At 42.5% G+C, this 18,524-nt stretch carries 12 protein-coding genes; 6 read left to right on the top strand and 6 right to left on the bottom strand.

Features of this window, described 5'->3' with window-relative positions; all coding sequences use genetic code 11:
- Positions 1–34 precede the first annotated feature (34 nt).
- From ACFFGT_RS24065 to ACFFGT_RS24045, 5 genes are all read right to left on the bottom strand, one after another.
- Positions 35–2,806, bottom strand: coding sequence for a TonB-dependent receptor (locus tag ACFFGT_RS24065; RefSeq protein ID WP_377025065.1), 2,772 nt, complete (start codon positions 2,804–2,806; stop codon positions 35–37).
- A gap of 258 nt (positions 2,807–3,064) precedes the next feature.
- A complete protein-coding gene (locus tag ACFFGT_RS24060; RefSeq protein ID WP_377025064.1) occupies positions 3,065–4,708 on the bottom strand; it encodes a tetratricopeptide repeat protein in 1,644 nt (547 codons plus the stop codon).
- A gap of 157 nt (positions 4,709–4,865) precedes the next feature.
- Positions 4,866–7,970 carry an AsmA family protein gene (locus ACFFGT_RS24055; protein WP_377025063.1) on the bottom strand — a complete coding sequence of 1,035 codons (3,105 nt, stop codon included), beginning with the start codon at positions 7,968–7,970 and terminating at the stop codon, positions 4,866–4,868.
- A 424-nt stretch (positions 7,971–8,394) separates the two neighbouring features.
- Positions 8,395–10,872 carry a glutaminase family protein gene (locus tag ACFFGT_RS24050; RefSeq protein WP_377025062.1) on the bottom strand — a complete coding sequence of 826 codons (2,478 nt, stop codon included), beginning with the start codon at positions 10,870–10,872 and terminating at the stop codon, positions 8,395–8,397.
- A 57-nt stretch (positions 10,873–10,929) separates the two neighbouring features.
- Positions 10,930–12,633 (bottom strand): arylsulfatase, encoded by a 1,704-nt coding sequence (locus ACFFGT_RS24045; RefSeq protein WP_377025061.1) that lies wholly within the window; start codon positions 12,631–12,633, stop codon positions 10,930–10,932.
- 289 nt (positions 12,634–12,922) lie between these two features.
- On the opposite strand from ACFFGT_RS24045, the gene ACFFGT_RS24040 reads away from it, so the two are divergent.
- The 4 genes from ACFFGT_RS24040 to ACFFGT_RS24025 all read left to right on the top strand — a co-directional run bounded on the left by ACFFGT_RS24040 (position 12,923) and on the right by ACFFGT_RS24025 (position 14,619).
- Complete coding sequence (locus tag ACFFGT_RS24040; protein ID WP_377025060.1) at positions 12,923–13,429, top strand: helix-turn-helix transcriptional regulator; 507 nt, start codon at positions 12,923–12,925, stop codon at positions 13,427–13,429.
- Between the two features lies 1 nt (position 13,430).
- Entirely contained in the window at positions 13,431–13,631 is a 201-nt protein-coding gene (locus tag ACFFGT_RS24035; protein WP_377025059.1) for a hypothetical protein, read from the top strand.
- Complete coding sequence (locus tag ACFFGT_RS24030) at positions 13,559–13,963, top strand: nucleotidyl transferase AbiEii/AbiGii toxin family protein (protein ID WP_377025124.1); 405 nt, start codon at positions 13,559–13,561, stop codon at positions 13,961–13,963. Before ACFFGT_RS24035 ends, ACFFGT_RS24030 begins: the two co-directional genes overlap by 73 nt.
- Before the next feature lie 188 nt (positions 13,964–14,151).
- On the top strand, positions 14,152–14,619 hold the full coding sequence (locus ACFFGT_RS24025) for a DinB family protein (RefSeq protein WP_377025058.1): 468 nt from the start codon (positions 14,152–14,154) through the stop codon (positions 14,617–14,619).
- 59 nt (positions 14,620–14,678) lie between these two features.
- Here the strand turns inward: ACFFGT_RS24025 and ACFFGT_RS24020 are convergent, their stop codons facing one another.
- A complete protein-coding gene (locus tag ACFFGT_RS24020) occupies positions 14,679–15,212 on the bottom strand; it encodes an OmpA family protein (protein ID WP_377025057.1) in 534 nt (177 codons plus the stop codon).
- A 287-nt stretch (positions 15,213–15,499) separates the two neighbouring features.
- Here ACFFGT_RS24020 and ACFFGT_RS24015 point away from each other — a divergent pair, with 287 nt between their 5' ends.
- Both ACFFGT_RS24015 and ACFFGT_RS24010 read left to right on the top strand, forming a co-directional pair.
- A complete protein-coding gene (locus ACFFGT_RS24015) occupies positions 15,500–16,681 on the top strand; it encodes an alginate lyase family protein (protein WP_377025056.1) in 1,182 nt (393 codons plus the stop codon).
- Positions 16,682–17,046: 365 nt separating this feature from the next.
- Positions 17,047–18,459 (top strand): glycosyl hydrolase family 18 protein, encoded by a 1,413-nt coding sequence (locus tag ACFFGT_RS24010; RefSeq protein ID WP_377025055.1) that lies wholly within the window; start codon positions 17,047–17,049, stop codon positions 18,457–18,459.
- Positions 18,460–18,524: the final 65 nt, after the last annotated feature.

Below are 18,524 nucleotides of genomic sequence, written 5' to 3'. Positions count from 1 at the left end.
TGTAATGCCTTTTATTTATGGTTGATAAATTATGTTAAAGTTTATAGCGAACACCTATCAAATACGTTTGCTTGTAGTAGTCACTACGGATTAATGTTTGCCCGTTTGCTACAATGTTATCATCTTTTAATGTTGCATTTTCAGGGTTGGTGCCTTTCAGAAACAATTTAGCCGGGCTGTTAAGCAGGTTGCCAGCCTTTATAAATACGCTCAGGTTATTTTTGAAACGTTTTTCGGCAGATGCATCCATCTGGATAAAGCCACGCTGCCAAAGGTCATTGTTCAGGAACTGTGATACAGTGTTGATACGCGGACCAGTATAAGATCCGGCTAACTGTGCATCCCAGCCTTTTTTTGTGTCTTTATACAATAATGACAAGTTGGCGATATGTTCTGACTGACCGTACAATGGCCTTGTTTGATTTACTGAAATCTTGTGCGTATCACCGGTAGCAGCATCAGTAACATAAGTATCTTTAGGCGTAGTGATACGTGAGTGGGTGTAGGTATAATTTGCCTTTACACCAAACTTGTTAAAGAATTTGGTGAAATCAAGCTCCAATCCGTAATTTTTAGCAGTACCAAAGTTACCCGGTACGTAATAAGTGTCCTGTCCGCGTGTGGCATCGGCCTGGAAGCTGTATTCAATAGGATTTGTGATCCTTTTGTAAAACGCACCTGCTAACAATTGCATGCTCGCATCAGGGAACAACTCGTACCTTAAGTCGTAGTTATCAGCAACGGCATGTTTAAGATCGGGATTACCACGCTCGTTGTACTCGTCACCAATTCTTCCGCCAGGAATAAGCTCATAAAAGCCCGGCCTGTTGATTGATTTGAAATAAGAGGCATGCAATTGGTGTTTGTCACTTAAAAAGTATTTCAGCGTTAAGCTTGGCAATACATCGGTATACGTTTGGTTACCGGTTGGCCTTGATTCTCCCTGGGGGAAAAGCATCCTGTAACCCTGGTCAGTATGCTCTACACGTGCGCCACCAACTACCTGGATGGTTTTTGTAGTAAATTTAAACATACCATAACCTGCACCAATTTTTTCGGATGCATCATTAGTTAAAGAGTTATTTACGGCACCCGCCGGGTTGGTTACATTAAAGTTCAGCTGGGTATAATTCGTAAAATCTGTACCATACAAGGCGCTTGGATTGGCAGCAGTAAGGTTGTAGTTGTTATAGAAGCTGGTACGCTCTTTATCACGATATAAACCACCTGCAGAGAAATCAACATTAACACCCCCGATTGGCGCAGTATAAGTAAGGTCCAGGTAACCTGCTTTGTCCTCATCAGTATTACGCTCCCAACGATGGGTAAGCGAAGTACCATTTGTAAGATAAGTACGCCTGTCAACAAAGTTTTCGCGCACACCATTTAAGCTGATGGTAGTATTGTTAGGCACTTCATTTTCGGCCGAAGAATAAACTGCCGACCATTGTACTTTAAGTTTATCGTTAAACAGCTTATGATCACCGCGTAGTGTTCCGCTGTAAATTTGCTGCTCGGTAAAACGACTGCGGGTTGAATAACCTAACTGCGCATTTCCTTTATCCGGATCATAGTCGGTTGAAAAATTGGTAGATTTTTCGTCGCGGACCTGGATACTGGTTAGGTTAACATAAGTATTAAAAAAGCTCAGTTTATTGCGGCTGTCTAATACATAATCAACCTTTGAAAATAAGCCGTAACGTTTTTGCTGTTCAGAGTATTCCCTGTCGTCTCTGCTGGTAACCGCGGCATACTCAGCTGTTGGAACTACTTTAGTATTGTAAAACACACTGTTGCTACCCCGGTAAGTATTCTGGTAACTACCTGCTACTAATACACCTAATTTGTTGTTGAAAAAACGCTGACCTAATGACAAGCTACCAACAAGGTTTGGTGCAGGGTGTTTAAGTGAGTAGTTTAAAGTTCCGGTACCAAAATCGGCCTGGGTTGCCTGGTATGTTTTACCATTGATTTCATAAGGCGATTTGTGGTTAATGCTTGAATAATCGTAGCCCATAAATTTACGATCAAGAAGCAACTGACTATAACCACCGGAAATATTAGCGTTTATTTCAAAGCGCTGAGGAGCATCCTTCATTACCAGGTTAACAGCACCACCAACAGCATCACCTTCAAGATTAGGTGTTAGCGTTTTATAGTATTCCAGCCTTGATAGCAGATCGGAAGGGAAAATATCAAGCGGTACGTAACGGTATTTGTTATCAGGGCTTGGAATTTTGATACCGTTTACAAGGGTATAGTTATACCGTTTATCCATACCACGTAAAATAGGATACTGGGCATCGCCGTTGGTATTACGCTCAACCGATACACCAGATACACGGGAAATAACGTTAGCCACTGTTAAATCGGGAGATACCTCGATGGCCCTGCCAGATACAACGTTCATTACCTGCGTGGCCTCCTGTTCAATACGGCGGGCCGTCCTCTCGGTCGAGCCGCTTCTTTGAGATGCTACCGTGATTTCCTGCAATTGTTTGTTTGCCTCGTCGAGGTATATTTTCAGGTGCGGGGTATCATCTTTGGATATTTCAACCTCCTGCACTGCGGTTGTGTACAGGATGTAAGAAACCCGTAATGAGTAAGTGCCCTTTGGTACATCCTTCAATTCAAACGAACCATCCAGGCCTGTGGTCGTGGCAATCTTCGTTCGGTCGAGGCTAACGGTAGCCCCTACCATTGGTTCGCCGGTTTTACGGTCATAAACATGACCTTTCAGCTTTGCTGCGTTAGCGGCGGTAACGCATAACAGCAGGAATAATAATGTTTGTAAGTATTTTTTCATTTTGCGAAACGATTAATGCAATTGTGATTTGCTTTTTGACGGGGCAAAGGTGTTTAAACCACCGGTACTTACATTAAAACATGCCGTTACAAAAAGGAAACAGCGTTACATGAGGCGTATACGCAACAGCAGCACAAAAATATAATTAATTGATTTTAAGCAATATAACAAAAACACAAACCTCCATTATCATTCAGTTACCGTTACATTAAGCAAATGTTAAGCCGTTAAAACAATAAAAAATGAGGGATAATTGTATTACAGGGCTTGTATAAAAGTGGTAAGGTTTTCGCCCTGTTCAATATTGAGTTTTTTCCTTAAACGGTAGCGGGCCACCCGCAAGCTATCAATGGAAATGCCTAACAAACCGGCTATATCTTTCGAATCCATATTAACCTTAAGCAGGGCTATCAGGCGCAGATCTGTTGAGGTAAGATCATTGCTGCGCTGTTTTAACTTATCAAAAAAACTTTGGTGAACCTGTTCAAAAGCAACAGTAAACTCTTTCCAGTGTTGCTCGTGGTTAAAGCTCTGGTTTATCTGCAGTATAATTTGCTGCATCTGCCTTTTCTGATCGCGCTTATCTTCCTTCACCATATCCTGCAGTGTATTGCGCATGCTCTCTAATAGCTGGTTGTTCTTGATCAGGTTTAACGTGTGCGATGATAATTCCTGTCCCTTAAGGTCCAGCTGCTGTTTCAGGCTTTCTTCTTCCAGCTGCTTATTCTTCAACTCCAGCTCCATTAAATCGCGCTGCGCTTCAAATATCGACCGGTTTTGCTCGGCCAAAACACGCTGGTCCCTGATCTTGAGGCGCTGCCTGCTAAAGGTTACAAACCCAAGTACAACAAGCAATAAAAAAATGGTAATACCGGCAATGGTAACTATCTGGTTGGTTTTACGGATATTATTAAGGCGCGTAATTTCATCACTTTTTTTATCCATATCATACAGCACCTGCAAAAATGAAGTCTGCTTCAAACTTTCCCGCGAATACACATCAAGTGAATACTTACGGCTAAGCTCAAGGTAGTGGTAGGCGCTATCCATCCGGTTCATGAGCTGGTATGATTTGCCCAGGTCACGGCAGGAGGCGGCCAGCTGGTACAGGTTCCCTGTTTTTAATGACAATGCGTATGCTTTGCGCGATTGGACGATCCCCTGTTCATATTTACCCGTTTTCCGTAAAATATCGCCTATGTTATTGACCACCTCAATACTGGCAACTTCATTGTTATACTTATTGTAGATCTCTAATGATTTTTTGAAACAAGCATATGATGAATCATAATTAGCCAGGTCTTCATGAATGCTGCCAAGGTTCTCGTATATTTTTGCCTGCCCGTAATCGTCGCCTATTCGCTTGTAGCTGCTTAAGGCCAGGCGCTGGTAATAAAAAGAGCTGTCGTACTTATGATGTTTTTCATACAGGTGCCCTATTGCGCCAAAAATTTCGGCCTGGCCTTTTTTATTATTGGTTGCCCCGTATAAAGCCAGCGCTTTTTTATACAATTGAAATGATTTATCCGACTGCCGGTTGTAATAGTACAGGATCCCCATTTTACCCAGGTTTTCGGCCAGCAAGTCTTTATTGCCTACCTGTCCGAACACTTTATCAGCATGTAAATAAAAATCAAGTGCCTGTGCGTAATGGCCCTGGTTAAAACAGATCTGCCCCATTTGCTGCAGGCTCATGCCAGCAGTAAGGTTATCATTATCCTGAACGGCAGTGGCATGGATCTTTTTCAGAATGATCAATACCGAGTCGGGATGCTGCTGTGCAAGCAACTGCAGTTGCTGAAATCGATCAGTTTTGTTTGACTGAGCCAAAGCCGTTGTACCCGCTGTTAATAAAAACAGGTACAGCGATAATTGAATAAGCCTGATGTAAAGTTTAATCATATCTGAAAATTGAGCGGGCATCCTCATACGAAAAGAAGCCACTCTTAATCACTTAAGCATAAAAATGGCAAGCAAAAGAAGCATTTCAATATGACTTTAATGTTAACTAACTTCCGTATGTTAACTATTTTACATTCATCGGGCTGCTAAACTGCATTTACTCATCGTCCTGGGTTTCTTTCAGCTCATCCTCTTTTTTACCCTTACCCAAATGGATCAGTGGTTTATCCTGAGTACCGGTAATGGTCATCGGGATGCCGAAAATACCGAAAGGCGGCAGCCCTAACCTGAATTTCAGGTTCAGCTTACCATCCAAACCTACCTGGCCTTCAAACCTCGGTCTGAAACCCGCGATACGCATTTTGGTGCGTTCAATAGTAATGATGTTATTTGCTATTGTGGTTTTAATATCAACCTTTTTCACATCGCCGTGGCCAACGCTATCGTGTCCGGTTTGCTTACCTACAGCGCTCAATAATTTCAACCCGTATACTTTTACCTGTTTTACAGATAGCACACCTCCACCTTTTAATGACGGATAAACCGGTTTCATATCGCTGTTAAGCTTGCCGGCCAGCTTATAATCCAACGATACAATGCCCTGCACATGTTCTGCCGAAGTAGCCATATCATGAAACAGCTTGATCTCGCGGTAAGCCCTTTGGATATCAAATTCTTTAGCGCTAATGTGGTAATCAAAAAAAGCTTTCTGCGGATTGATGCTGCCATAAGTGGCGTCCATAACCACTGGCGCACCTATCAGGCTGAAACCGGCCTGTTTAAGGATGATCTGCCCGTTAGTAATGTTCATAGCACCTTTGGCATCGCTGATATCTAAACCACTATATTTTACTTTTTTTACATCAGCAGCAAAATTAAGGTCGAGGTTGGTTGGCACCAGTATTACACCTGATGATTTGGATGGTTTAGCTGATGGCGGAACGCCCGCAAATGCCATAAAATCATCAGCAATGATCAAATCGCTTTTTAAGTTAAACTCGCCTTTCAGCGGCGAATTTGGCTGAAGCGCGTAACCTATCACATTGGATAAAGCACCATCAAGCACCACTATTGATTTACCATAGTTAGCCTTAAACTGGTCAAACTTCATTTTATCCTGGTTAAAGCTGAATACGCCATTAGTGATAAAAAACGGTTTGGGGAACAACTCGGTGGTAAGTTTGATATTCTTCACCTTCATACTGCCCGAATTGGCCAGCTTATCATACCGGCCTGCAGTAGCATCGCTTTGCTTGCCTTGCAGTTTAAAATTGGTGCTTACAAAACCATTTACATCATACCCTTTTACGGCAAACACTTTATAAATTTTGCCTAAATCCAAACTGCCGCGGGAGGCCACATTATAATCAAGATCATCAAAATTGCGCAGATTGGCCCTCAGTAAAAATGGCTGCCCTTCAAAATTGAACGATACCGGTTTAATGTTCACCTTAAGCCCTTTTAATGAACCTGTATTGTTAAAAATATTTACGCTTACCTGCACATTTTGCATAGGGTGCGGATAATATTTTGTTTGGATGTAACCGTTCTTCAGGTTGATTTCGGCATTGGTAACCGGGAAGATCCGGCGGGCAGGAATATACCGGCCTTTGCTTTGCAGGTTTGCATCAAAATCGCCGCGGAAGTCAATGCTGTCAACCGGGTAAAACTGTTTGATATCATCTAAATGAAATTTGGCATTTAAACCGGCATCAATCAAAGCTCCGGCCTTATTGCTTAGTTTCAGATAGCCCTTTATGTAATTATTCAGCGCATTGATGTTCAGATTGCGCACATCCATGGTGGCGTTGGCAATATTATGATCGGGGCAGGCGGCATCCAGGTCAAAACTGATATTGTTGATGGCTTGCGGCAGTTTGGTGTATTTAAAATATCCATTCCTGAATGTCGACCTGAGTTTAAATTGGGGAATGCTGGTAATTACCGTATCCATCTTTTTCCTTAAGCCTGTTTTTCTGATACCGGTGGTGTATTTACCCTCGGCCAGTAAATGTAATCCATACCTGCCCTTCACCTGGAACGGCTTAATTCCAAAAACTTTATACCATTGCTCCAGGTCAATTTCGGTATTCACCTTGGCATAAATATATGGCGATTTAATCCCCTTTACTTTCAATACCGAACCGAAGTAATCCTTACCGATATTAAAATAAACCGAATCGACATTAAGGGTTAAGCTATCGGGGTTGAGACCCGGCAAACTGGCATCCATATTCAGGTACAGGTTTTTAACCGGTGCAGGGGTACTCTTGTTAACGATGGAACCATCGCGCACTTTCATGCTGATACTCAAATTAGGCATGATATTTTTTGAGGCGATGTACTTTCCGCTAAGGTCAAGCTGGATGATACCGTTACCGCTGATATCCATATTGTCGACATATTTGGCGTATTCATCCGGGATGGCGGTAAAAACATCCCCAAGATCATTCTGATCGCTCCTGATCTTGAAATCCATATCATAACCATCTTTCAAAAACTCAAACCGACCTTTAAATTTAACCGGGAGCTTGTTAATGAGCAGGTCGTTTTTTTGAAAGGCAAATGCCAATGATTTGGTATTGATGCTGGTAACCAGATCAGCATTTACTTTTTTCTTAAGCACATAAGCTTTATTGCCGTAATAAAAATCGACCGAAGCAGCATCTACATGACTGTAAAGGTCGAAGATATCTTTGCTTAAATCGCCGCTGCCCTTATAGTTAAGCTCCCGCGCGTTGATCTGCATAGGCAGCGAACGGTCGTCATAAACCAAATGGCTTTTTTCTATCAATATCTGTTCAATCCCTAAGGATGCACTGGCGGTATCGGCTTTATTGTCCTCCTTTGGAGGAGATGATTTGTAAACGTTATAATTGGCTTTACCCGCGCTGTCAACCTGAATGTTGATCAATGCGTGATCGAGATAGATCTTGTTTACGTTGATCTTGCTTTTAAACACCGATGAAAGATCGATAGCCAATGAAATTTCTTTAGCCGAAATCAGCGTATCATTCTGAAAAGGCACACTACCATTGAGTACAAAATCATTAAGCGTAAGGGTAAGCGACGGGAACTTTTTAAAGAATGACAAGCGGGTGCTTGAAAACGAAAGCTTGCTGTTTACGCTGCCTGCAGCCCATTGTTTTATTTTTTGAGTCACCGTTTCGGGAAACAGGTACGGCAACAGAAACATTAACAGCAACAAACTTACAATAGTAATTGCGCTTATTTTAAGCGTTTTAACCAATATTTTTTTCAAAGGGAGCGGCATAAAGATTATTATAGCTAACGAAGCATGAAAGTAATCATAAAACCTAATTATTTAATATCAAATAATGATGATTGTAGTGTTAGGAGAAAGTGATGGCTGGTGCGGTGAAAACACCGCAGGTGTTAAAAAAAATGTCATTGCGAGGAGCGGCAAGGAGGGAGCATTGGGGCGACGTGGCAATCTCTTAGCTGTGCATAAACACTTTGCAGGTTCGCTCTGCATCCGACGAGATTGCCACGCTGCGCTCGCAACGACATGGTTTTTGTTTATTTTCCAGGCAACTTTCATCTTCCGAACTATTACTGATCGAAGTTTCGCTATCGCTAACTTCGACCACAACAAGAGTGGAAGACTTAAACAACAAAAGGCCCGCGAATGCAGGCCCTTTGTTCAATCAGGAAATTTCCAGCATTTACTTCGCCGCCAATTTATCCCTCAAAGTTTTCATGTAATAACCACCAACCACGCTCCGGGCCTGAAAACCTACCATCTTACCGTTGGTAGTTTCATGCCAGTCACTCAGTGGTACACGCGATGGGGTTTCGGTTGCAAATTTGTAAACCGGGGCAATTAAAGCGTTGAAATCTGCTTTGTTATCAGCCATGGTTGCTGTCCACAATATCCAGTCGCTTTTTGAATAAGTTTTACGGCTATCCAATGGCAGGCCAAAATCATTTTGGTGAGCCAGGTAATACTTAAATTCGGTATCGTAAACCTTTTGCGGAAACAGGTGCAGACCTAATACTTTATCCCAAACCATGTTATATTTCTGGCTCCAGGTGTTTTTGTTATCGAAAACTAAAGCGTAGTGGTCGCCGGCGTTATCTTTCTCTTCCCATTTAACAGCCATTTCTTTAGCCATGGCTTTGTATTTTTTTGCAGTAACAGCATCGCCCATCATACCGGCCAGTTCGCCGTAGGCATCAATAGCCACAATAGCTTTTACAGATAAGTTGGCATTATGCGCCAGGTGACCGGCAAAGTCGTCGGTACACAATTGGTTACCCGGATCAAAACCTGCCTTAGCAAGGTAATCAGTCCAAATGGTTAATGTTTTCCAGTGTTTTTTTGCATAATTGGCATTGCCTTCAACTTTGGCAATAGCCGCTGTAAGTATGATCATGTTACCGCTTTCCTCAACAGGCATATCTTCACCATAAGTTTGACCATTAGCCAATGGGTAGGTACCTAAATCATGCGATGAGTAAGGCTTGTTCCATTTACCGCTTTCGCTGAAGTAGAAGATGCCGGTCAGCATGCCTTTCATCAGCTCAGGGTTATAAAGTAGGTACATAGGTGCCGAAGGATAGGTAACGTCAACCGTATTGATGGACCCGTTGCTGAAGTTCTCTTTTGAGAGGAACAACAAATCTCCCTCAGGACTTTTAACCAACTGATGCGCCGCTATGCTTTGGCGATAAGCCATAACGCAAAGTTTGGCATATTTCTCACCTCCTGCTTTAACAGCATCCTGGTATATTTTAGCATCGGTTTTAATACAGGTACCTATTACTTTAGCGTAGTTCTTTGTAGCATCGCTCAGTACGCCTTCAATAGTAGCACCCGCGGTATTACGCCACCAGGGCCTTAAATTGGTTTTGAAGTATTGTATCGAATAGATATCATCATACCCAACCGAAATAAATTTAGATACCGGGGCAGCGCTTACTTTGCCAAACGGCAATACGGTATTCAGCATTAATTGCTTGCCAGTTGCCGTAGCAGTGCCGGCTTGAGCACCCATAAAGGCAGATACAGCGTCACCTTCGGGAGTGATGTATTGTTTAGCGCCTGCAGTTGATGAAGCTACATAAACATAGCCCCAGTCAATTCGTAGGTTATCGCCTTTTTTTTGCAGTACCGGTTGTTCAACGGTGCCTGCTTTTAACAGTTTAAGCCCGTTCTGGCTGTATTTTGATGCTGTAACTTCTTGCGATGGTGTATTTACAGCAACGTTGCTTGATACCCCCTGGTAAATCTGCACATCATGCGCCTTACCATCTGTAGATTTTAGCTGGTAAGTGATATATGATACCGGGGTAGCAAATAATTTCAGGTCGCTCATTACCAATGGCGAGGTGAAAGTAAGTTTCAGGTTAACCTCACCTGCTTTAAAGTTATATACCGTTTGGGTAGCAGTAACTTTAACGCTGGTTTGTTCAGCCAGTTTAACGGCTTCGTCATCTTTGCTCAATACTTCTTCGGCAAGGCCGGCATCAATGAATGAGCCGCCACCGGTGTTTTTGCAATGTATAGCCAAAACATTCTCACCCACCTTTAAATTTGATTTTGCGCTGGCTGATAATGCAACAGTTTCAAAATCGCCATTAGCGCCACCTTCAGCAGCAATCTGCTGACCATTCAGGTATACTTCGGCTTCATCATCATGATAGATCTTCAGCATCAAACGACCTTTAGGCAGTTCGGCAATATTGAATTTACGACGAACCCAAATGTCTTTACCCCGCCACTCAGTGCCTTTGCTTGCACGTTCATCACCAAACGGTGCAGTACCGGTTTTCCAGCCTTGATCATTAAAACCTGGTTTTTCCCAGCCATCGGCAGGCGCTGTTTCGGCCTGGTACTGGCTGCTGTATGATTTTTCGTCGGTAGCCGCTAAAATGGTTCTGTAATTAACGGCAGATGCCCCCATAAAACGATAGTAATTACCATCAACCTTAATAATACCTAACATCGACTGATCCTTACCAGTCCAGTGTTTGGTGGTCGATTCGTTCAACTTATCGGTATTTGACCAGATGCTGAAATACGTGTTGTGCGTGATCAGCGGATAGGATGGCATTTTATCCTGAGCCAAAGCTGTTTGTGCAACAAACGAAGCAGCCAGTCCGGAAACGAGCAGATACGTTTTTTTGAAAATGCGATTCATAAATTATTGATGTTCGGTTTTAAATTAATTATTCTATTCGTGTTTTATTGGTTTGCATTATTTGCCCGGCTTTGGAAATACCTGATGTGTATTTGCCCAGGCATGCCAAAGACTATCCAATTGGTGTACCTTGCCAGGGTATTTAGATTTCAGATCGGTTATTTCGGTTTTGTCCTGTGTAAGATCATATAAATGCCAGGTAGAGTCATTGCTAAGCGATACCAGCTTCCAGTTTCCTGAACGTGCGTACCGGGCGCCGAAATGTTCATTAAAAAGATCTTCATGCCCAGTCGTTTGTTTGCCTTTAAATGTTGGCACAAGGCTGATCCCTGTAGTTGGCGGAATGTTATGCCCTTTATATGTTTTAGGATACTTAGCCCCGGCCAGTTCAACAAAAGTGCTCATGAAATCCATCACATGGCCTACATGATCATCAAAACCTCCTTTGTTAGCAACAATACCCTTTGGCCAGAAAGCGATCATCGGGGTATGAATACCTCCCTCATATGATTCGGCCTTCCAATACTCATATGGTGTATTAGCCACATTTGCCCAACGGGCTCCAATTGATGAATAAGTAGTTTCAGGGCCCGGCAAAGCTTCTTTTTTAGTGGCGTAAACTATTTTACGGCCATCGCGGGTTTCATTGGGGCGGTCAAATCCTGGGCCATAAGCGGCACAGTTTTCGGCGCTTGCCCCATTATCCGACAGGAAAACAATAAGCGTATTATCCAGCTGACCGGTTTCTTTCAGTGTTTTAATAATCCTGCCTATACCCTGATCCATCCTGTCGATCATGGCAGCATGAACAGCCATGGCCTTGGCATCCCAATCTTTATCCGGGTTGTTTTCCCATTGCAGATCGCCCTTCCATCGGTCGGACAGCTTAGTTTTAGTTGGGTCGATGAGGCCAAGCTTCACCATTTTTTTATATCTCGCTTCACGGATGGCCTGCCAGCCAACTTTGTACGTGTCTTTATATCTGGCAATATCCTCAGGCTTTGCCATCAACGGCCAGTGCGGGGCATTTTCGGCAACGTACAAAAAGAACGGCTTTAACGATTTAGCGTAGCCCTTGATGTAAGCCACTGCCGTATCGTTAATAGCATCTGTATGATAGTAGTTTTTAGGGACTGTTTTAATGGGCGTAGTACCGTTAACCAAACTAAAGGGATCATAAAAATCAACCACGCCCCAAATAGTACCGAAAAATTTCTCAAACCCGCGACTGGTTGGATACTGGCTAATGGGCGAAAAATCGGCAAAGTCTTTATGATGGTTTAACCAGGCCATCTGATCCTGGGCATTAGGTTGCCCATTGGTATTGGATACATGCCACTTACCCGACATGGCCGTATGGTAACCGGCAGATTTCAGTACTTCAGCAAGGGTTACTGCGTTATCGGAAATGTGGCCGAGATAGCCAGGCTCATCTTCGGCATCGGTCATTTTGCCTATACCTGCTTGTTGATTATATAAACCTGTGAGTAAAGATGCTCTTGTTGGGCAGCAACGCGATGTGTTATAGAATTGCCTGTACCGGATACCATTTTGAGCAAGATAATTGATATTAGGTGTATTAACCTCGCCACCATAGCAGCCAATATCAGAAAACCCAAGGTCATCAGCCATGATCACAATGATGTTGGGCCGCTTCTTTGGCGGTTCAGTTTGCTTTACAGGCTTAGCCTGCCATGCACCCGAAACAAGAGCTATTGCACCGGTGCAAAATAAACCGGCATATAGTTTATATTTATTCATAGGCGATCACATTACCTGCGCCAGAGCTGGTTAAATTTATGTTTTCAACAAAAGCAGGAAGGTTAAAAATGGCCGGAGCTATGATGCTTTAACATACAGCACAACGAACAGTTTTGCACGTTCCAAATTAAAGCAATCATTTTACACAAAACGGCTCAATCATTGGTAAAATCGTATCATTTTATGATGGATAATCGGTAACGAAGAACATTATATCCTTAATCTGTCCAGATGCCATAAATTGAAATTTGCATAAACCATTATTTATAAACAAATTTGTTTATAAATAATGAAAGCTGTATTAGAAAAATACAAGGGAATTCATCCCGGGATTGTACTTGAACGTGAGCTTAAGAAACGAAATCTTAAGAAAGGCCCATTCGCGCTTTCATTGCAGGAGTACCCGCAAACGTTAAATGGCATAACAAAAGGCCAAAGAGGATTAACGCCTGCACTTTCATTAAAAATAGATAAGGCTTTAGGTATGGAAGAAGGAACGATGCTTTTGCTCCAGGCTTATTATGAAATAAAAAAAGAGCAGCAAAAAAACAACTTAAACAAGCATCCTGATCTCTCAATTATTAGAAAAATACTATTCTGGGACACCGACATGAATAAAATTGACTGGGAGCAACAGCATAAAGCTGTTATTCAACGTGTGTTTGCAAGGGGAAATGAGCAGGAAAAAAAAGAAATTATCAGATTTTATGGCGAAGACAAAGTAAAAGCAGTAGCAGACAACGCCACCATCGAAAATAATAGACCGAAGATAATGGGCCATTTAAAATCAAAATAATATGCTGCGTTGGAATACTGTAAATGATCTTTTAAAAAACTGCCTTAAGAGCTTAATGAAAGCCGATGAGCTTAAAGATTTCAGGCTTGTTGGCGGCACCGCCTTAAGTTTGTATTTAGGCCATCGGATATCAGTAGAATTGACCTTTTTACAGACGCCACCTATGGTTCTGTTGATTTTGATGCTATTGAAAGCTTCCTGAAAAAAGAATTCAGCTATGTTGAAGCAGAGTTTGGTGGCAATCCGGGCATGGGAAAATCATATCTTATTGGTACAAACCCGGATAATGTTGTAAAGTTAGATCTATATTATTCCATGGATCCCTTTTTTCAGGACGCTATTGAGGAAGATAATTTACGCATAGCAACCGTAGAAGAGATAATTGCGATGAAAGTAGATGTAATACAAAGAGGTGGCAGAAAAAAAGACTTTTGGGATTTACATGAGCTACTTGCTCGGTATGCCATAGCTGATATGATAGATCTGCACAGGCAACGATTTGAATGGACACAACAAGCATCTCATCATAAATAATTTCACAAACTTTTCAGATGCCGATGATGACCTTGACCCTATTTGTTTAAAAAACAAAGAATGGATATTTATTAAGGAAGATATTGAAGAAGCTGTAAACAGAATTGATGAATAAACCTCATCCAAATACAGTCTCAAATCAATACATCATTTTATCTTTAAACAAAGTTTCATTTTCGCCCAAGCATATGAAAATTTACACCTCCCTTTCCGAAAGGTTAAAAACCCAGCACCAAACTATGGCGCAATTGGTTGCAGGTATAAGCAATGATAAGCTAACTACCCCTCCGGCATCCGGCAAATGGAGCGCTTTAGATAACATTGCCCACCTGGCCCGTTATCAGAAAATATTTACAGCGCGCGTACATCAGATCATTAATGAGGATACGCCCATATTTGACCGCTACAATGGCGATCTGGATCCGGAGTTTGCACCTTTCAGGTTGATGGGCCTGGCCGAACTGCTTGATATCATCAATACAGACCGGGCAATTATCTTCGATCTGCTATCGGCGCTCAGCGATACGGAACTGTTGCGCATTGGGGTGCACCCTAAATATGGCAGACTTACCATTATAAAATGGGCTGATTTTTTTATACTGCATGAGGCCCATCATCTATTCACGGTTTTCCAGCTGGTTAATGGCACAGAATAATTTGCCCAACAAAAAAGGCAGCCCGATGAGCTGCCTTTGTATTATTTAAAAGTTTTTATTTACTGTGCAATCTTCACTTCAACACGACGGTTAAGCGCACGGCCTTCTTCATTCGAGTTATCGGCTATCGGTTTACTTTCACCCCAGCCTTTTACAGTTAGGTTATCGGCATTAACACCGCTGTTTACAAGGTATAGTTTTACAGAGTTTGCCCTATCAACAGATAATGACATGTTATGCTCAGCAGTACCTTCTGCAGAAGCATTACCATTTAAAACAAACTTAACCGATTGATCTAATTTCAATTCTTTAACAATATGATCCAAAGTTTGGTACGAAGCAGTTTTTAACACTGCCGAGTTAAATTCAAACTGGATATTGCTGAAATTATAATCTGGTTTTTCAGGTGCCGGAGCAGGGGCTGGTGCCGGAGCGGGAGCAGGTTTTGGAGCAGGTGGCGGCGTTGCAGCTTGTTGGGTTGGCTGGGCCGGCGGCGGTGTTTGCACAACGGCTTTTTTGGTTTTGCAGGCTTGGGTAGTAATAGCTAAAGCAGCTATAGTAAGAGCTAATAAAGGTGTTTTTAGAGTTTTCATATCTAATGATTTGCGTAAACATAAAAAACGTTGGCATAATGTTTATAGTGCCCAACCATAATTTTATGGTTAAATAACGCTTTTTACATACAGGTGTAGATTATTTAATCAATAGTTATGCCATTTGCATCGAAGAGCCTGCAAATCCTAATGAAGAATCCCCCTAAGAATCTCTTACTTCAACGTTATCGTGAAAAAAAGCCTCTGCAAATCCCCTACACACTAAAAATACCAATCCAATTCCCCGGCCTATTCTTATCTTGTCGGCACCATTACAAACCATCGCCATGAAAAAATTATTTGCTGCAATTTTAATCGCGGTAACCTGTTTAACGCAATCTTCTTTTGTTTATAAACAGCCGCTGCCCGATAAATCCACCGCTGAAAAAACTGCGGAACAAATCCTTAAAAAACAAATAATGGCCGAAGCTGCCTGGGCCATGCAGCAGCAACCGGTTACGGTTACCGCATCATCATCGCCAAGAAGCGCAGGTGGTAAGCACGATTTTTTTTCGGAAGCCGATTATTTCTGGCCCGATCCTAAAAATCCCGAAGGCCCATACATTAACCGTGATGGGCTTACCAACCCGGATAATTTTGTAGAACACCGCAAAGCCATGATCCGTTTCAGCAAAATCGTTGGTGCACTGGCATCAGCCTATAAAATAACCGGCGATGTAAAATATGTTAGGCAGGCCGTTATTCATCTTAAGGCCTGGTTTGTTGATCCCGAAACCATGATGAACCCAAGCCTTTGGTTTGCACAGGCGGTTAAAGGACAATTTACTGGCCGCAACTACGGCATTATCGATACCATCCACCTTATGGAGGTTGCGCAGGGCATTATTGTTATGGAAAAGGCCATGGATGCAGAAACCACAGCCGGCGTTAAAAAATGGTTTGCCGACTATACCCAATGGCTTATGACCAGCAAACCGGGTATGCAGGAAAGAGATGTGAAGAACAACCACGCTACCTGCTGGGCCATGCAGGTAGCCTCTTTTGCGAAACTTTGTAAAAACGAGGTAGTGCTTGATTCAATACGGATACGATATAAAACCATATTACTTCCCCGGCAAATGGGCACCGACGGCAGCTTCCCATTAGAATTGGAACGTACCAAGCCCTATGGCTACTCTATTTTTAACCTTGATGCCATGACCATGTTATGCCAGATCCTTTCAAGCCCGCAGGATAATTTATGGAACTTTGAAACAGCTGATGGCAAGTCAATCAAAAAAGGAATAAGCTACCTATACCCCTTTGTTTCAGATAAAAGCAAATGGGCTTTAAAACCCGATGTAATGTATTGGGATAACTGGCCCGTTGCGCAGCCATTCCTGCTGTTTGGTGCTAATACCTATCATGAAAACGCGTGGCTAAACACATGGAAAAAGCTTGACCATAACCCTCAGGTTGAAGAAGTTATCCGGAATTTGCCTATCAGGCACCCGCTTATCTGGTTTTAACCGGATAAGCGATTTACAAAATCAACGCATTTTCCACGCTATAATAATATATAAACTGTGAGTTAAGCGTATCATAAAAATATTTCTTTATCAGAAAGGCGGATATTCCCCGTTAAGATTACACTACAAAAGCACTACTACGCTTGCGATTGAATCGTATTGAAGCTATTATAAGGTATTTATAATAAGATGTTTATATAATTTTACTCATACAAAAACATCAATAATACCTATTAACGCCCCTTTCCTGATATTAGTATATGATATTCATAAGTATCATGAATTTAGTTAACAGGTTGTGTTTTTATTACAAGGCCAATTATTAACCTAAATAAATACATCAAACACACTTAACAAATTAACTTATGAGATCAAAATTTAACTCTTACCTCTTTGGCCTGATCCTGGCTGCGCTTGCAGCGCTATCATCCTGTAAAAAGGATAACATGAACCAGTTTAAAACCGGTGGCGATTCAAATACAGATAACAGCAGCAAGCCGGTAGCTGTTAATAATGCCGTACCCATTGCCTCATTTAAAGTAATAGGTTACCTGCCCAGCTGGCAGGGCGATGTAAATACCGTTCAATACAGCAAACTAACCCATGTTAATTACGCTTTTCTTACACCAACCAACACCGGGGGGCTCAATCCGCTGGATAACCTTTCAAAATTCACCTCCCTGGTATCAAACGCGCACAGCCACAATGTGAAAGTTATTATTTCTGTTGGCGGCGGCGGCGGCGGCGATGCATTCCATCCTATTGTTGCCAATGCCGGTTACCGCACCGCTTTTGTTAATAATATGGTTAACTTTTGTAACCAGTACAATGTTGATGGGGTGGATATCGATTGGGAATTTCCATCGGCAGGTACCGAAACCAATAATTTTTATTTACTGCTGCAGGAATTATCAACTGCTATGCACAATGGCGGCAGGGTATGTACCATCGCCTCCATTTCAGTTGGTGCCACTTACGTTACCAGCAACATGTTCTCCATCCTCGATTGGATCAATGTTATGGATTATGACGATAACAACTTCCAGCACTCTACTTACCAGTCGGCAGTTGATTGTTTAAATTACTGGGCAGGTCGCGGCCTGCCTGCTGCAAAAACCATATTGGGTGTTCCGTTTTATGCCAGGGATAACCGGTATGATTATTCAACTATGAACTATGTTGATGTACTGGCCGCAGGCGGCAGTCCTAATTCAGATACATTCCAAACTTTTGGTTATAATGGTATCCCAACTATCAAAAGTAAAACCACACTGGCGCTTAACCAGGCAGGAGGTATGATGATCTGGGATCTGGGTGGCGATGCTTCAGGTGCTAACTCCCTGCTTTCGGCCATAAACTCCGTTATTACAGGTGGTACTACTACTCCGCCAAATACACCACCGATAGGTACTGTAATTTCACTTAAAGGCTTTAACGGCAAATACGTAAGCGGCGAAAACGGCACCCAGGCCATGACCTGTACCCGTACCACCGCCGGCGATTGGGAACATTTCACCGTGCTTGATGCAGGCAGCGGCAAAATTTACCTGCGCAGTATGGGCAAATATGTATCATCAGAAAACGGCACGCAGGCCATTACCTGCAACCGCACTACCCCAAGCGACTGGGAAAAATTTGACTGGATAGTTACCACCGACGGCAAAATTACCCTGCGTGGCAACAACGGTAAATTTATCTCCAGCGAAAACGGCACCCAGGCCATGACTTGCAACAGGGCTACCGCATCGGGTTGGGAAGCGTTTGGGTTGAATCAATAATAAAAAACTAAAACCAAAGCAGGGGATTGTGCGATTCCCTCCCTCGGGAGGGTGCAGGGAGGGGT

It is taken from the genome of Mucilaginibacter angelicae (assembly GCF_042434235.1).
Lineage (GTDB): Bacteria > Bacteroidota > Bacteroidia > Sphingobacteriales > Sphingobacteriaceae > Mucilaginibacter > Mucilaginibacter angelicae.
The sequence above is the reverse complement of the archived record's forward strand: the minus strand, read 5'-3'. Positions and strand labels throughout refer to the sequence as shown.